The organism is Paenibacillus auburnensis (genome assembly GCF_927798115.1).
Classification (GTDB): domain Bacteria; phylum Bacillota; class Bacilli; order Paenibacillales; family Paenibacillaceae; genus Paenibacillus_AQ; species Paenibacillus_AQ auburnensis.
Window position 1 is genome coordinate 73,376 of sequence record NZ_CAKMMG010000005.1, and the last position, 16,944, is coordinate 90,319.

Annotated in this window: 14 protein-coding genes; 1 reads left to right on the forward strand and 13 read right to left on the reverse strand. The window is 52.6% G+C overall.

Features of this window, described 5'->3' with window-relative positions:
• Window positions 1–164: 164 nt before the first annotated feature.
• The 12 genes from L6H70_RS17730 to nifB all read right to left on the reverse strand — a co-directional run bounded on the left by L6H70_RS17730 (window position 165) and on the right by nifB (window position 13,862).
• Window positions 165–1,403, reverse strand: a complete 1,239-nt coding sequence (locus tag L6H70_RS17730; RefSeq protein WP_236335301.1) for a BclA C-terminal domain-containing protein — start codon at window positions 1,401–1,403, stop codon at window positions 165–167.
• A gap of 247 nt (window positions 1,404–1,650) precedes the next feature.
• Window positions 1,651–2,424, reverse strand: a complete 774-nt coding sequence (locus tag L6H70_RS17735; RefSeq protein ID WP_236335302.1) for a Cof-type HAD-IIB family hydrolase — start codon at window positions 2,422–2,424, stop codon at window positions 1,651–1,653.
• Between the two features lie 208 nt (window positions 2,425–2,632).
• Window positions 2,633–3,775, reverse strand: a complete 1,143-nt coding sequence (locus L6H70_RS17740; RefSeq protein WP_236335303.1) for a homocitrate synthase/isopropylmalate synthase family protein — start codon at window positions 3,773–3,775, stop codon at window positions 2,633–2,635.
• Window positions 3,772–4,524 carry a HesA/MoeB/ThiF family protein gene (locus L6H70_RS17745; protein ID WP_236335304.1) on the reverse strand — a complete coding sequence of 251 codons (753 nt, stop codon included), beginning with the start codon at window positions 4,522–4,524 and terminating at the stop codon, window positions 3,772–3,774. Before L6H70_RS17745 ends, L6H70_RS17740 begins: the two co-directional genes overlap by 4 nt.
• 37 nt (window positions 4,525–4,561) lie before the next feature.
• On the reverse strand, window positions 4,562–5,128 hold the full coding sequence (locus L6H70_RS17750) for a DUF269 domain-containing protein (RefSeq protein ID WP_236335305.1): 567 nt from the start codon (window positions 5,126–5,128) through the stop codon (window positions 4,562–4,564).
• On the reverse strand, window positions 5,112–5,522 hold the full coding sequence (gene nifX / locus L6H70_RS17755) for a nitrogen fixation protein NifX (protein ID WP_206101762.1): 411 nt from the start codon (window positions 5,520–5,522) through the stop codon (window positions 5,112–5,114). Before nifX ends, L6H70_RS17750 begins: the two co-directional genes overlap by 17 nt.
• On the reverse strand, window positions 5,497–6,825 hold the full coding sequence (nifN, locus tag L6H70_RS17760; RefSeq protein WP_236335307.1) for a nitrogenase iron-molybdenum cofactor biosynthesis protein NifN: 1,329 nt from the start codon (window positions 6,823–6,825) through the stop codon (window positions 5,497–5,499). The genes nifX and nifN overlap by 26 nt, the downstream gene beginning before the upstream one ends.
• A complete protein-coding gene (nifE, locus tag L6H70_RS17765) occupies window positions 6,815–8,176 on the reverse strand; it encodes a nitrogenase iron-molybdenum cofactor biosynthesis protein NifE (RefSeq protein ID WP_236335309.1) in 1,362 nt (453 codons plus the stop codon). Before nifE ends, nifN begins: the two co-directional genes overlap by 11 nt.
• A 286-nt stretch (window positions 8,177–8,462) precedes the next feature.
• A complete protein-coding gene (gene nifK, locus L6H70_RS17770) occupies window positions 8,463–10,022 on the reverse strand; it encodes a nitrogenase molybdenum-iron protein subunit beta (RefSeq protein ID WP_236335311.1) in 1,560 nt (519 codons plus the stop codon).
• On the reverse strand, window positions 10,019–11,476 hold the full coding sequence (nifD, locus tag L6H70_RS17775; protein WP_236335313.1) for a nitrogenase molybdenum-iron protein alpha chain: 1,458 nt from the start codon (window positions 11,474–11,476) through the stop codon (window positions 10,019–10,021). Before nifD ends, nifK begins: the two co-directional genes overlap by 4 nt.
• Window positions 11,477–11,612: 136 nt before the next feature.
• On the reverse strand, window positions 11,613–12,479 hold the full coding sequence (nifH, locus tag L6H70_RS17780) for a nitrogenase iron protein (RefSeq protein ID WP_039876645.1): 867 nt from the start codon (window positions 12,477–12,479) through the stop codon (window positions 11,613–11,615).
• Between the two features lie 6 nt (window positions 12,480–12,485).
• Window positions 12,486–13,862 carry a nitrogenase cofactor biosynthesis protein NifB gene (gene nifB / locus L6H70_RS17785; RefSeq protein ID WP_236335314.1) on the reverse strand — a complete coding sequence of 459 codons (1,377 nt, stop codon included), beginning with the start codon at window positions 13,860–13,862 and terminating at the stop codon, window positions 12,486–12,488.
• Between the two features lie 897 nt (window positions 13,863–14,759).
• Here nifB and L6H70_RS17790 point away from each other — a divergent pair.
• A complete protein-coding gene (locus tag L6H70_RS17790) occupies window positions 14,760–15,587 on the forward strand; it encodes a TerC family protein (RefSeq protein WP_236335315.1) in 828 nt (275 codons plus the stop codon).
• Window positions 15,588–15,658: 71 nt separating this feature from the next.
• Here L6H70_RS17790 and L6H70_RS17795 read toward each other — a convergent pair whose 3' ends face one another.
• Entirely contained in the window at window positions 15,659–16,627 is a 969-nt protein-coding gene (locus tag L6H70_RS17795; RefSeq protein ID WP_236335316.1) for a glycoside hydrolase family 43 protein, read from the reverse strand.
• Window positions 16,628–16,944: the final 317 nt, after the last annotated feature.

The window sequence follows — 16,944 nt, forward strand, 5'->3', positions numbered from 1 at the left end:
TTCATCCCCCTGTGTAGTTCCCATCTTCTCCAATAGACGGGACCTCTACTGCCTAAGTTGCGCAAATTTCTTCTATATGTCAAAACAAAAAGAGCGGGCAGCTCCTTCCGGAGTCGTTCCCGCTCTTATATTAGATCAGCTCAAATACCTGATTTCATCAAAAGCTAGCCCAATTGTTTGATCACAATCGATGCATTCACATTAGCCTGCGTACCGCCAGCCAAAGTCTGTAAGGTAACTGCAGCAGCCGAGCTGTGGTTCCGCAGTGTCAGCACATCACCGGAGGATAAGGCAAAAATGGCCTGACCCGTATTCTGCTGGGTACCGGCACCCGATCCGTAAACCGTGCCTGGAACTAAGGCACCATTTACGAATAAGGCGAATTGACTCGGTTCTACGCCCGATACAGAGAAGTTAACCTCATAAATACCGGCATTGGTAACCGAAATCGTTGTAGTCCCGGGAGCATGCGTAATTCCAGGTGTAAGCAGGCCATTGGTATCAAAAGAAACATCGGCTTCGATCGGAACGACCTGTGCTCCGAGGTTATAGACATACCCAAACTGGGCTATTCCGCCTGGGGCTCCAGTAGCCCCGGTAGCTCCGGCAGGACCAGCTGCGCCAGTTGCACCAGTTGCACCGGTTGCGCCTGTTGCTCCTGCCGGCCCCGCTGCGCCGGTCGGTCCTGCTGCCCCCGTTGGTCCGGCAGCTCCTGCCGGGCCGACGGGTCCTGCCGGGCCAGCTGTTCCCGTTGCACCTGCAGCTCCCGCAGGTCCTGGAGGTCCGGCGGGTCCTACTGCTCCGGCGGGTCCTGCCGGACCAGCCAAGCCTGTAATACCAGCCGGACCGATGGCGCCCAATGCTCCAGCCTCACCGGCTGCCCCAGCGGCTCCCAGTGCGCCTGCCACTCCGGCGGCTCCAAGCGCACCGGTTGCTCCTACCGCGCCTAAGGCACCAGCTGCACCGGCTGCACCCAAAAGTCCGGCGGCGCCTGCAGCACCTAACCCCCCGGTAGCGCCTCGCGCCCCTAACGCTCCTGCCGCTCCAACAGCTCCTAGTGCTCCTGCTGCGCCGACAGCTCCCAACGCTCCAGCTGCGCCGGGAGCACCCAAAGCACCTCCAGCTCCTGCTGCTCCCAGTGCTCCAGCTGCCCCAGCCGCACCAGCGGCACCCAGCGCTTCTACAGCTCCGGCAGCGCTAAGCGCTCCGGCTGCTCCCGCTGCGCCTAATGCTCCCAGCGGAATATTGACACGGACAATCTGCTTTTTAACAATAATCTGTTTGCAGCGGAATTTTTTCTTTACTGCACACTTACTCTTCCGTGGTTTTTTTCTTGGCAGGGGGCAGTAAACAGGCTCTTCCTTAGGTTTCCGTTCTTTCTTCTTAAGACGTGCATTCCCCATGTTCAACACCTCCAACAGACTTGATGGTGTATAGTACTCCATTTACCTATGAAGGGCATGGTCATTCATCTTGTAGACATTATATTTATTTTTCCGGAACTTAGGTTAATTTACTAGCTGGACAAGCTGAATTCACCTATACCTGCGGCAAATGATTGATCCGCCTTGTCACGTCTAGTCCACAAAACCGCATATAGTATAGGTGGACAAATCCCTTTGATAGATATATGGTTCGCAGTCGTATGGGCTACAGCAGCCCCACCAGCTTCAGCCCTTCATAAATTCCGTTCTCGCTGACATGACTGGTTACGTAAGACGCGGCCGCCTTTACCTCATCCTCCGCATTGCCCATTGCGATTCCGTGACCGACAAAGCTGAGCATCTCCACATCATTGAGCCCGTCGCCAAACGCATAGACATCTTCTTTCGAGACGCCGAGCGCTTTGATCATCTGGGCAATGCCATTAGCCTTGGAGCCGTTGCCGGGCAGCACATCCATGCACAGCGGATGCCACCGGACAAATTTAAACCCGGGATAAGCTTCAGCATACATCGCCTGGTTCTCCTGCGGACAAAAGATCATCGCCTGATAAATCTCGTTCTGCAGGAAATACTCCGCATCATGCGTGGGAAAAGCCAGCTTCAGTGAGCCGATACTCGTGTGGATGTACTCATGATCTGCGACATTCACCTTCATATCCAGCGCATCGATGTAGGCAACAGGATGGTCGTTTTTTTCGGCGAACAGTGTAATTTCCTTCAGGGCTCCGGTATCCAGCGGATTCAGGTAGAGCTCCTTCCCTTCAAAAACAACATACTGCCCGTTGAGTGAGACATACGAGTCGATTCCCAGCTCTTCACGCAGCTCCTTAAACATATAAGAGGCTCTTCCGGTCGCAATGGCGACATTATGGCCCAGCCGTTTCAGTTCGGCAATGGCTTCCTTCGTGGAAGCAGGCACTACCTTATCTTCATCATAAATTGTACCGTCAATATCAAAAAAGATCGTCTTCTTCATCATGGCTCTCCATTCTCCTTGCTGTCTCTTTGAATTCATCCTGCCAAAATTGTAGATGCTTGCTGCAAGCTATGCAAGTTTTCATTTCCGGTTACGTCAATTTTCTGAAAAAAAGCAGCGGCGAGTCTCCATAAACGGAAACTGCCGCTGCTTAACCTGTAAGACCTCATCATCCTTCTGAATCTTCAGCCTTTAGTCATCTTCACTTCATTCATACCACATTCTGCGCCCGCTGCTGCTCTTCCATCAGCCACTGAATCAGCATGACCTCCGGAACATTGCTTTTTCGGGCCTCAGCATATTCACGGACCTTCTCCAGCAGGCGTCCCGCCGTATCGGCGCTGACTTCAAGGCCGCGCTGCTCCAGCACATGCGCGACACCGCCGCTGCCGGAATGCTTGCCCAGCACAAAGCGGTGAGCCCGGCCGACCTCCGCAGGATCAAACGTCTGATACGTAGCCCTCTCCTTCATCAGCCCGTCCACATGAATGCCCGACTCATGGGTAAACGCCAGCTGTCCCACAATCGGCTTGGCATCACCGACATTGCGGCCGGAGGCGGCAATGACCTTATCCGCCAGCCCCTTGAGCAGCTCCAGCCGCACGCCGCATTCGCCGCCGTACAAATGACGCCAGGCCATGGCGACTTCCTCCATGGCCGCATTGCCGGTCCGTTCGCCGATACCGGCTACTGTGGTGCTGGCCCAGACCGCACCGGCGGCAATCCCGCTCAGTGTGTTGGCAACAGCCAGCCCGAAATCATTATGACAGTGCACCTCCAGCTCCACATCGGCGGGAACCTCGCCGAGCAGCGTATGAACCCGCTCGGCCATCTGCCCCGGATGAAGAGCGGATACCGTATCCGCATAACGGAACCTGCGGATACCCTCTTTATATAAAGCATTCACCAGCTGAACCAAAAAACTCATATCCGCCCTGGAGGAATCCTCCATCCCTACCGACACCGTCATGCCCAGCCTGAGCCCGTATTCCGCCGCATGAAGCAGCTTATTCAGCCCTTCCAGCGGCGACAGCCCAAGCTTGCCCTGTAGCTGAATTTCCGAGACCGGAATGGACACATGGCTCCAGTTCACCCCGGTGCTCCGCGCCTTGTCGATATCGCCAAGGGCCGAACGGTTCCAGGTCATCAGCTTCATGGGAAGCCCCAGTTCCGCGACCGCCGCGATGTCCTCCTGCTCCCGCTTGCCCATGGCAGGAATCCCTACCTCTGCCTGCTCTACTCCGCACTCCGACAGCAACTTTGCGATTTCCAGCTTTTCTGCCCGCGTGAATGAAACTCCAGCCGCCTGTTCACCATCCCTAAGTGTCGTGTCACATAGCTTGAGACTTTTCACGGTATACCTCCTTCTCCGCAGCAAGCGCAATTCGGATTACGGGAAATACGGACGCTATAACAGGCGAAGTCGAGTGAGCTGAAGCGATGCATTACGCCCGCATAAGTTGTCCCTACCCCTGTAATCCATTTTACGGCTTCCAGCGCTGCCAGACAACCCGCAATCCCGGAGGTGGCACCCAAAACTGGAAATCCGAACGGCTCCCACTGCGGCTGCACATCCGGGTAGAGGCATTCGAGGCAAGGGGTCAGGCCGGGGATCATTGTCGTAAGTGAAATTTCGAAGCCGTACATTGCCGCTTCCACCATCGGTGTAGCGGTATCTACACAGAGACGGTTCAAGGCATAACGCTCGGGGAAATCGTATCGGGCGTCGATCACAATATCTGCACTCTCCACCCAAGGTTTAGCAAGATCATATTCAATTTTGGCATTGTAACCCTCGATTTCCACATGTGGATTCAGACGTTTCAGCTGCGCTGTTGCCGTGCTGATCCGCTCCATCCCCAAGGAATCGCTATCCATCAGAATCTGCCGGTTCAAATCAGGCCGGAGGATGATTCCTTCATGAGCCAAAATTAGCTTTCCAACACCAGCCGCTGCCAGGTACAATGCAGCCGTGCCTCCCAACCCGCCAATGCCGGCCACCATCACCGTGGCTTCCTTCAGCGCCTGCTGTCCGCTCTCTCCGAGCAGCTTCAGCTGCCGGGCATACCGTTCCATCTCCAACCCTCCGGCAAGCTGCTCCATACCTGTCGCCCCCTGTGACTGATTAGTTGTTTACCGCCTAACCCTCCAGGCTAAGCAAGCCGTGCAGAGCGGTCACTTCCTTGTATTTAGCCAGGAAGGCCAAACCTTCCTCCACACATTCCACCCCGTATCGGATCACCTTCTCCTCCGAAGTGAACGGAAAGGGAAAACCGGCCCGCAGGCTTTTCAGAACCAGAATGACACGCCCGCTGTAGAGCAGCCCCCGGCCGAAGCCTTCATGGTTAATCTCGGCCGTACTCTGGATCATAGTGCCGCTTCTTTCTTCCATCACGCCGGCAATGGCCTGAAAAAGCAGCGGAACCTGCTGGCGTACTTTCGGAGAGACAGCGCAGTTGAAATCGGACTGGCTTTTGTCCTCAGAGGAAGCGAGAAACTGCTGCACAATCTTTTCCTGCGGCGACAGCGCGGCATAGCGGCCAAAGAAATCTTCCGTATCGAGCAGATTGCATAACCGGCGGACAAAAGAATCCGCCATCTCCTGATCCAGCTCCTTCCGACCGGTACGGCTGCGGCGTTTCTGTAGCGCTCTGCCCTCAAGAGCCCCCACTACCTGGGCTGAATGCTCCTTAGCCATGGGTTCCATCTGCTTCCTCCCCTTCCCCTGTGCCTTCTTCTTCCGCCCGCAGTACCTTAGCCAGCCACATCGGTGGCTTGCCCTGCAGCATCTCGACCAGACGTTTCACCTGCTCATCAATGGGGCTTCCGAACGGAACCTTTACCGGCATGATCTTGCGCCGTGTTACCCGCGCCGCTGCCGAAGCGCCAATCTGCATAATAAAGATTAGGGTACAGTCGCCCACGGCCTCCAGACGGCTTTCGATTTTCCCGGCTTCATCCTGGTTCAGAACCACCGGCAGCCTGCGCAGCTCTACAAGATCGCCGCCATTTTTGGTCACATTATATACAGCAAACATCGGACTCTGCCCGAAGTGGGCATTTACCCGGCTTCCATCATCTGTGGCGAACGCTACTTTCACGGTGTTTAGCCTCCCTTTGCATTAACAAATTCCCTGCCTTATTACTCCACTCCATTGCTCCTCTGTAGCCTACTGAAACGGACATATAAGCTCCAAGCTCGTTCCAGACAGGAAATCCTGCAGGCATAAACGCGGCTCCAATCCGCTGCGCTCCGGCAATTCCGTGCGAATTGCTGATCCACAGGTCTGCACCTTTGCCCAGTACCTCGGCATCATCCATGTCGCCTATCCAGACCTCGCGCTCCATACCGGACACGACCTGCGTCTCATAAGAGGCAATCAGTGCCTTCTGCTCCACACCCAATTCCTCCAGCCATGCGGATATGGAGTACAGATGATCCGGCTCAAGTGCAGACACTACAGACATCCCGGCGAACTGGAAGTGCGCGTCAAGCATGCTGTCGAGCAGATTTTCCCTTTGCCAGCAGTAGCGCAGAGGTACCGGTTCACCGCTGATCTGATGCAGGAAATGCAGCATTTCATCCGAAGCCTTAAGGCCCATCGCTCCGTTAAAAACTTTGTAAGGCGTACCCAGCGCATTGTGCAGCCGTCTCGCCGGCCGCTCCATGCTGGCTCCAACGGCGATAGTCAATCCAGACTGCAGGCTCTGCAGCATCGAATCCAGCGGAACCCCGCCCCGGGTCAGCGGGGAAAAGCCGGTGAGCAGATGTCCGGATAATGAAGTGGAAATATCGGGCACCGCAATGACCTCAAACCCGAAGGCAGAGATCATTTCCTTAAGCTCCATTACATCCGCAGGGGTGAGAAAAGATCCCGGCAGCAGAGTGATCTGGCGGGTGTTTACCGTTCTTGAGCCCCGGTGCCCTACCTGCTGGATCATTTCGTCAATCATCGCTTCGACGGTCGCACTGAATCCCGATTCGAGCGAACCGCGAAAGTCGGGCAGCACTACGGAGAAAGCTAGCCCTCCCCGCATGTTTCGCTCCCGCTTGTAGCTCTTGAGCATCGTTGCATAATCCACTCCGGCAACATCGGTCAATTCCGTGCCGATAATGCCGATAATGTCGGGCCGGTGTTTGCTCAGCACGATATTGAGCGCTTCTTCCAGATTGCGGTTCGCGTCAAAAATAACATCCATCTCCTGAAGCGCAGAGGTCTGCACGGCAATCGGCTCACGAAAATGCCGGGTCAGCAGCGCCTTAGGAAAAGCTGAACAGCCTTGCGAGCCATGAATCAGCGGCATGGCCCGGTAACAGCCCTGAAGGGCAAGTACGGCACCGAGTGACTGGCCGATCTTTATCGGATTAACTGACGCCGGCTTGTTCCGTCTGTTAACGGTCATAAGGTACCTCCTTATCCCAGGGAGCCGGGCTCGCTGCAAGCTTCCAGATCGGATTAGCGAGTGAATAGGTCAGCTCCTTGGCCAGGCGCAGCAGACCTTCATAGCCAGCATAAGCTTTATGTCTTTCCTGGTTGATATCAATGAACGGGATCTGTTCTTTCATGGCTACATACATATTGCGGCCGCCGGCGATCATGATGTCGGCCTTGCGTTCCCGGACGGTTTTGAGAATCCGAGTTGCCCCGCCTTCCGGAATATATTCGGTGTCGTCCCCTACCCGGTCGGCAATCCGCCGCACATCATCCTCTGTGCTTTTGTTCGTACCGACCCCAACCACCTGCACACCAAGTTCCTTCAGAGCGGAAATGACGGACCAGCTCTTGACCCCGCCGGTATACAGCACGGCTCTTTTTCCTTTCAGAATCTTGCGGTACGGGCGTAAATCCTGTATCAGACGGCTCTCCTCACGCTCAGTCAGACGGTCAACCCGCCGCTCCATATCGCGGTCATTCATCAGATACGCCATCTGCCGCAAGGAGTATGTTGTCTCCTTGGCCCCATAGAAGGAACCCTCGAAATACGGAATTCCGTATCTGGATTCCATCTCCTTGGCCAGACCCAGCAAGGCGCGGCTGCAGACGACCATATTCACCTTGGCATGGTGCGCCCAGGTGATCTCCTTATATCTGGCATCGCCCGTAATGCGTGACGTTACTGCGATACCCGCGCTGTTCATCAGCTTCTCAATGTCCCACATCTCACCGGCGATATTGTATTCACCGATCAGATTGACACCCGGCGGTAACTCCGGCTCCGGCTCACCCGTACCGATCACATACTGCAGGAGGGCATCGCCCGCCAGCCGGTTGCCCAGATTCTTGCTGCCGACAAAGCCGGGGCTGTTGACCGGAATAACCGGTATCCCGAGCCGGTCGCCTGCTTCCTTGCATACGGCATCCATGTCTTCGCCTATGAGTGCAGTCACGCAAGTTGAATATACAAATATTGCCGGAGGCGCAAAGCGCCCGGCAATGTAGTCAATGCTCTCTTTTAGTTTCTTTTCTCCGCCAAAAATAATATCGGAATCGTTCAGATCCGTGGCAAAACCGTATTGAGAAAGCGAGGGGCCGCTTGAAAGCGTACCTCTGCTCTCCCAGCTGTTCCCGGCACAGGCAATTGGACCATGGACAAGGTGGGCAGCGTCCATAATCGGCAGCAGTGTGATTTGGGCTCCGTCGAAGGAGCAGCCTCCGGCCGCTTCACCGGGCTTAGGCCGCGGACAAGGCTTGGATTTGGGGGCCATGCTCCCGCAAGCCTCGGAATCAAACTCGTCTTTTCGAATAGGGTCCATTGGCTTTCATCTCCTTCTTTAAAGGTGGATGCTGACTCTATGCTAACCTGCATCAGAAACGGCAATTACACATCACTAGCAAGAATCCCGGCCTACTCTATTCCCGCATTTCGCTTGTGAGAAACTGTGGGCGAAAGTACGGGTATAGAGAACGCCGGGCTTAATATTTCTTTTTACATTTATTCAAAATGATGTATTTTAAGCATAAAATATCATTACAGAAAATTTCAGTAATTTTCATCACTTATCCATTCAGTCAATCTGTAAAAAATTACAGTTATTCCGTTTACCGCACCAGATCATAGTTGAAGCCGGAATTGTTGCGGTCCAGTTCATCCAGAACGGTATTAACGATCTGACTGAGCAGATTCAGCGCCCCCTGGTATCCGAGGATCGGATACCGGTGCATATGATGACGGTCAAAGATCGGGAACCCTACACGGATCAGCGGAACATTCGCATCCTTGGCCGCGAATTTCAGATGCGAGCTGCCGATAGCCAGATCAACCGGGTCTGTCAGCAGCAGCGAGCGCATATGCCAAAGGTCATTTCCGACATACAGGGTGGCTTCCGATCCGTACGGGCTGGAGGCGAGCAGCGCTTCGGCTTCTTCCTTGAATTTCACATCATTGAAATCCACATCCCCGTTGGAGCAGACGATATGCACAGGCTCCATACCTACTTCCATACAGAATCCGATAAGTCCGATCAGCAGGTCCGGATCGCCTACCAGTGCTACCCGCTTCCCGTGAAGATAAGGATGGCTGTCGGTAAGTGCATCCACTACCCGGCCGCGTTCTTCCAGGAGCGAAGCCGGAACCGGCAGGCCTGTGAGTTCACTTATCGCTTCCAGCAGCTTGTCGGTTCCCCTAATGCCAAGTGGTGTGGACAGTGCGGAGACCTGCTGCTTCCAGGTTTCACTGATGAATTCCTGCGTTTTCTTCAGTGTGTACTTCTGGAGCGATAGCGTACCAAGCGCGTTCGCGGCCAGAGGCACATCAGCCAGCTTCGTTCCGCCATAGTAGTATTCGTATTCACCGGTAGCCGGCGAGTCATAGTTGCCGCTGTGATCACCGAGAAGAGTATACTTGGTATCAAAAGCATCCAGGATTTTGCGGATCTCCGTAAAGTTGCCGGTGTAAGGCTCAAATCCGAGCATCACATTCAGCTTCTCCCCTGTTTCTTCACCGCTGCCCGGGGCTGCCTTCAGGCCGGAACGTTCATAGAGATAACTCAGGATACCTTTCAGCATCGAGTCATAGCCGGTAATATGCGAACCGACGAAGCTAGGCGTATTGCAGAACGCCACCGGGAAATCTTCGGAGATTACGCCTTTTTGGCGGGCATTGCCGATAAAGGAGGACAAGTCATCCCCGATAACCTCAGCCATACAGGTGGTACAGAGCGCAACCATCTCTGGTTTATAGAGCGCGATACTGTTCTCCAGACCGTCAATCAGATTGCTCATGCCGCCGAATACGGCTGCATCCTCGGTCATGGAAGATGAAACGGCCGGTGTAGGCTCTTTAAAATGGCGGCTCAAGTGGCTGCGGAAATACGAGTTGCAGCCTTGCGAGCCGTGAACAAAGGGCAGGGTTTTCTCGAAGCCGAGCGCTGCCATAATCGAGCCGAGCGGCTGGCACGCCTTATGAGGATTAATGACAACCGCTTTACGGTTAAAGTTCTTCTCCATATACTCGGCAGATTGGGAGTAAGCGAGCGCTTCTGCGGTTTCCTGCTCACTGCAGGGGGCTTCGAATTGCTGCTTGTTCAGCCGTTGCTCCACGAACCGGTGCTCCGAGAACAGAGTGTTGTAATCCGGAATGTCCAGTCTGTCCTTACTCATATGCTCGCCTCCTCTTTTTGGACGGTTTCCTTCTTCTGGATCAGATTCCATACCGGGCTGTTTACAGTCATATCCATGTCCTTGGCAAAAATCTTAAACCCGTCGAAGCCATGGTAAGGACCGCTGTAATCCCAGGAGTGCATCTGGCGGAACGGAACACCCATTTTGTGATACACGTATTTTTCCTTAACTCCCGAACCTACCAGATCGACATTCATTTTCTGGGCGAGCTCTTCCAGCTCATAGGCGGTCGGATCATCCATAATGATCGTCCCTTCCTTCATCATCGGGAAGGTCTTCTCATAATCGTCTTTATGGGCAAATTCGTAACCGGAAGCCACGATGTCCATACCGAGATCCTCATAAGCACCGATCGTGTGGCGGGAACGCAGACCGCCGATCATCAGCAGCACTTTTTTATTTTCAAGTCGCGGTTTGTATTTATTAATAATGGCATCCATTGCCGGCTTGTGCTTCGCGATCATCTTCTCGCAATTCTCCTGGATCGTTTCGTCAAACAAAGCGGCAATCGCGCGCAGGCTCTCATACGTTTTGGAAGGCCCGAAGAAGTTGTATTCCATCCACGGAATACCGTAAGCCTTCTCCATATGCTCAACCATGTAGTTCATGGAACGGTGGCAGTGAATCAGGTTCAGCTTCGCCTTATGGGCAATTTCCAGCTCATTCAGGGTACCGTCGCCGGACCACTGGGCAATGACACGTAGGCCCATTTCTTCGAGCAGGATACGGGATGCCCAGGCATCGCCGCCGATGTTGTAGTCACCGATAATATTGACATCGTAAGGTCCGGTTTCGGCCAGCTCCGCTTTGCCGAGCACGAAATCACGGATGGCATCATTGGCGATATGGTGGCCCAGCGATTGGCTGACTCCGCGGAACCCTTCACAGCGTACCGGAACAATCGGCATTTCCAGCTCTTTGGACATCTTCTTGGATACCGCTTCAATATCATCGCCGATCAGACCGACCGGACATTCGGATTGAACGGAAATCCCTTTGGCCAGCGGGAACATTTCGGTAATTTCCCGCATAATGACTTCAAGCTTCTTGTCACCGCCGAAGACGATATCCGTCTCCTGGAAATCACTCGTAATCTGCATGGCGGTAAAATTATCGATCCCGAGCGTACCGCTCGCATAGTTGCGGCGGGTACCCCAGCTGTATTGGCCGCAGCCGATCGGCCCGTGGCTGATATGAACCATATCCTTGATCGGGCCCCAGACCACACCTTTAGAGCCTGCATATGAACATCCACGCGGCGTCATGACACCGGGGCGTGATTTGATATTGGACTTTAGGGCACATGTGCCGCAGGTTTGCGCTTCTTCCGTATTGATCTGAAAGTGCTTTTCCCGGTCTTTCTTCGCTTTTTTGGGGTAGGCTTCCAGCACTTCTTCAACCAGCTTCTTGTTCGCTTCAATATCCAGTCCCATTATTGACCCTCCTTTTCATGGTGCAGACTGCCTAAGCCGCCCGCGTGGCTACTGTGCCATTGTGAGCTATACCGGTGAACCTTCGTCTCTCCACTCCCGTTCACCGGTAATTGCCCGCCGAACTCCAGCTTACTGCTTATTGTCCGGAAGCCTGCAGCTTCTGGATGGCAGCTTCTTCATCTTCGATGATACCGAATTCCATCAGCAGTTCTTCCAGCTCTTCCATGGAAATCGGGGTCGGGATGGTCAGCATTTTATTGTTCAGAATTTTTTCAGCCAGAATTTCGTATTCCTTGGCTTGCTTATGCTCCGGATTGTACTGGGCAACGGTCATTCTGCGCAGCTCGGCATGCTGAACCACATTGTCACGCGGCACAAAGTGAATCATTTGTGTATTCAGCCGGCGGGCAAGCTCCATAATCAGCTCATCTTCACGGTCCGTGTTACGGCTGTTGCAGATCAGACCCCCCAATCTGACACCGCCGCTGGTGGCATATTTCAGAATCCCGCGGGCAATGTTGTTGGCTGCATACATCGCCATCATTTCACCGGAACAGACGATGTAGATCTCCTGCGCTTTGTTCTCACGGATCGGCATGGCGAACCCGCCGCATACAACGTCGCCGAGTACGTCATAGGATACGAAGTCCAGATCGGTATAAGCGCCTTCCTGCTCCAGGAAGTTGATGGCGGTAATGATCCCGCGTCCTGCGCAGCCTACGCCCGGTTCAGGTCCGCCGCACTCTACATTGATGATGTCGCCAAATCCGGTCTGCAGCACATCATCCAGTTCCAGATCCTCTACCGAGCCAAGTTCTGCAGCCAGATGAAGCACGGTTTGTTGAGCTTTAGTATTCAGGATCAGGCGGGTGGAGTCTGCTTTCGGGTCGCAGCCAACGATCATAATGCGTTGTCCGAACTTTGTAGCTAACTGAGCCAGGGTGTTTTGAGAAGTTGTCGATTTACCGATACCGCCTTTACCGTAGAAAGCTATTTGTCTCATAATTCATCATCCCTTCGAAATGTTTATATTTTCAAAATATGAACTGTACTTCACGCTTTCGAGAATGGCTTCCTGTATCCCGCCTTTGCGGACTAGCGGCAATACACCGATTTTGTTCAGGCTGGCCCGCGGGCCGTCTCCGATACCGGAGCAGAGAAGTATACGGCAGTCATTTAAAATAGTTATGATTTCCTGCAGTGTAGCGGCTTTATCGCCGTTGCAATCCGCCTTGCCGTGACAATAAGCCTGGATCTTGCGGACACCGACCAGCTTGACATCCGCTCCGTCAGTATCATAAATCAGGAACTCCGTCGCATGGCCGAAATGCTGATTGACCTTGTCGCCGCCTCTGGTGGCCACTGCAACTCTTGTTCTCGGTGTTTCCTCCCATCGCCCTTTGGCTCTGGCCTGCTTGGCGCTGACACGTTCGCGGATCTTGGAATCCAGATCACTTTGGAACTGTGCCCGCGCTTCCTGATTGATCACCGGATCGGCTTCCATCGCCTCCAGCGGAAAGTCCTGGTTGCGGTCCTGGCCCAGCAGTCCGATGGCATCCGCCCGGCATTGCCGGCAGTGGCGCATGACCTTCATCTCGTCCCGCCCCAGCAGCTCCTGCAGATTGTGCAATTCCTTCGGACGGGGCGCTTTGCGGCCGTCCATTTCATACTGGCTGCCCGGTGCGATAATCAGCGGTGTTACGTTGTGCAGTGTGGCCCCGAGCTCTTTTACTCTTTTGGACACTGCAGGAAGATGATGATCGTTGACCCCCGGAATCATGATGGAGTTGACCTTGACGAGAATCCCCAGCTTCGCCAGCATCTCAAGCCCTGCCAGCTGACGGCTGATCAGCAGCTCCGCCGCTTCCCTTCCTTCGTACCGCACCCCTTCATCAAACACCCAGGGATAAATTTCACGGCCGATATCAGGATCAATGGCGTTAATCGTGATGGTAACATGACGGATGCCAAGCTCTACAATCTCATCCACATGCCTGTAAAGCATAAGTCCATTCGTGCTGAGGCAGAGGCTGACATCAGGCACATGCCGCTTCACCCTTGCGAAGGTGTCGAAGGTCTGCTCCGGATTCGCCAGCGGATCGCCGGGACCGGCTACACCAACCACCGACAGCTGCATGAGCTGCGCCGCAACGCCTTTTACCTTGCGTTCTGCCTGCTCCGGCGACAACACTTCACTAACCACGCCCGGCCTGCTCTCATTAACACAGTCGAATTTGCGGTTGCAGTAATTGCACTGGATGTTACAGGCGGGAGCAACCGGGATGTGCATCCTGGCATAGAACCGGTGGGCTTCCTCGCTGTAGCAAGGGTGGCGGCTGATCTCCTCCTCAGCTTCCTTTGATATACACGACGACGGCTGCATCATTTCCCACCTCCTGAAAGTTTTACGGAGCTCAACTTCTTTGAAACCTCTTCGCAGTAAAACTCGCTTCGGAAGCATATGCTTAGTTTTACGAGCGTTACATCCTAGATCCAGCTTCGAGTAAAACTCGCTTCGGAAGCATCTGCTCAGTTTTACGGAGCTCAACTTCTTTGAAACCTCTTCGCAGTAAAACTCGCTTCGGAAGCATATACTTGGTTTTACTAGCCTCCGCTTTCTTGAATCGACTAGACGACAGTTGAGCTAAGGGCAATCTCACTTGTGTTAGCTAATCTAACAACAACCTCGCTTGACCGCTTGAATTACTTTCATCATATTTTCAACACCCGGCATCGTCAATTACATCCAAGCTTAAAAAGCCCTCATTTCCCTCATGTTTGCATTATCGCCATAACGTATGTTAACTTTCATAACCTATATGTATCATGTTTCCGTTTCCATTTACTCCAATCTTCTAATGATATTTATTCTCATATCCATTGACAATCGCCCGCTGCTCATATATGATACTTTTAAGTCAATATCAGAAATTATAAAATTTAATATATCCCGTAAAGGGGAGTAGCTGTTCGAGCAGATAACGGTTGCCGTCTTCTTATGAAGATGTGTGCGTTTCTGTGAGAAATATAAGATTGTAGTATAGGTGAGAGACCTGTACTTGCTTATATATCAGATATAGTCGTCAGTACGAGAATATGAGGATATTCTCCGGCTCTATCGGCAATGAATTATTGTTAGCGAGACCTTTACCAATCAGGTTAGACCTTTATTCCAAAGGCTGATCTGTTTGGTAAAGGTCTTTTTTATATATATTTTGGTCAAAATAAGGCAATGTAGGTATTTTTTTGATGATATTTACATCCAAATGAGGAGGAAACAGCAATGGATTGGGGATTATTATTGGAATACGGATGGGTATTGCTCGTTCTCGTAGCACTGGAAGGGCTGCTCGCCGCAGACAACGCACTCGTACTGGCAATTATGGTAAAACATCTTCCTGATGAGGAGCGTAAAAAAGCACTGTTTTATGGATTGGCCGGGGCGTTTGTCTTCAGATTCGGGTCACTTTTTGTCATCTCTTATCTGGTGGACATCTGGCAAGTACAAGCTATCGGCGCGATTTACCTGCTATTTATAGCGGGGAACCACATATTCCGGAAGGTGCTATTTAAGAAGCCCGTTACAGATGAAGCCAATGAGAGCGGTACTTCTCAGGCTGTCGATAAAAAGAAGTCCAGCTTCTGGTTCACTGTTCTGAAGGTAGAAGTAGCAGACATTGCGTTTGCGGTCGATTCGATCCTGGCAGCAGTAGCCCTTGCGGTTGCGCTTCCGGAAAGCGGCATTCGCAACATCGGCGGACTTGACGGCGGACAGTTCCTTGTTATTTTTGCCGGCGGCTTCATCGGTCTGGTTATTATGCGGTTCGCGGCTTCCTTCTTCGTTAAACTGCTGCATTCCCGTCCCGGTCTTGAAGTTGCCGCATTCTTCATCGTCGGCTGGGTCGGCGTGAAGCTGGCTGTTATTACACTGGCTCACCCTTCCCTGGGTGTTCTGTCCGAGGATTTCGCCCACAGCACCTGGTGGAAAGCAACCTTCTATGTCGTGCTTATTATCATCGCAGCTACAGGCTGGTTCATGAGTAACCACAAAGTTGAAGAGCATGAAGGCGAGAACCCGGTTAAAGAGGTCGATCAACAGCTTGGTAAATAAAAAGATATACCGTTAAAACAATAACCCGGAAGATACACACCAGCAGTGGTGTAATCTTCCGGGTTATTTGCTTACCGCTTCAATTGGCTGTCCTTGACCGGCACTCCGAAATTCGGAGTTCCGTCCGCGTTCCAGCGGAAGACCTGGGCCCGCGTATGGCGGTTCGGATCATACAGCGGATCGCCGGTAATCTCCTTATAGTTCCGGGCATGGTAGATAAGCACATCTTCCCCGTGCTCATTGACAGTAAAGCTGTTATGCCCCGGCCCGTATTGCCCGTTCTCTTCGGATGTGCAGAATACCGGCTCCGGTGATTTTGACCAGGATGCTGCATCCAGAAGATCGCTGTCTTCATCGGCTGCCAGCAGCCCCATACAATAATTGTAATCGGTAGCGCTGGCCGAATAGCTGATAAAGATTCGCCCGTTACGCTTGATGACCGCAGCCCCTTCATTGACGCTGAAGCCGATAACCTCCCAGGGATACTGCGGCGTGGAAATCATCGTCTGCTTCCCCTGCAAGGTCCACGGATTACTCATTTCAGAGATATAGAGATTAGAATTCCCCGGAATCTCCGGATCCTTCTGCGCCCAGACATAATACAATACACCCTTGTGCTGAAAGGTCGTCGCATCCAGAGCGAACGATTCCCACGCAGTTTTCACTTGGCCCTTCTCAATCCATTCGCCTTCCAGCGGGTTCGCGGCATCGTTCTCCAGCACATACATGCGGTGATCGAACAGCCCTTCCTTCGTCTCCGTTGTATGCGCTGCAGCAAAGTAAATATACCATTTGCCGGAGATGTAATGAATTTCGGGCGCCCAGATATTGGCACTAAGCATCCCTGTCTCATACTTGCGCCAGGCTACTGCCGGCACCGCATCAGCCAATCCCTCAAGCGTCAGCGATCTCCTTACCTCAATCCGGTCATACTCCGGTACCGAAGCCGTGAAATAATAATAACCGTCTGAATGCTTATACACCCAAGGATCAGCGCGTTGCTCTACCAGCGGATTGACATACTCTTGGTTCCTAGGCATGATCAGTTCTCCTTTTCAATAGCGGCTCTTAAGCTTGCCTCTGTTTCCGTCCTCAAGGTATCATAACGTTTATTTCTTGTAAATATAAATTTATTAATAATTTTATAAACACAATCTAAAAATAGGCCATTAACTACTGTAAGAGGTAGATATTCACGCTATAAAAGGCTCTAATATAGATTTATATGTTCCATTATTTTATATATGAATGAAATATATCAAATAAATGTATACAATCTTTAATTTTCATTCATCTAACTTTTTTACATTCACACTTTTCCGATTCAGTATACCTATTTCACAACACCCTGTCCCCG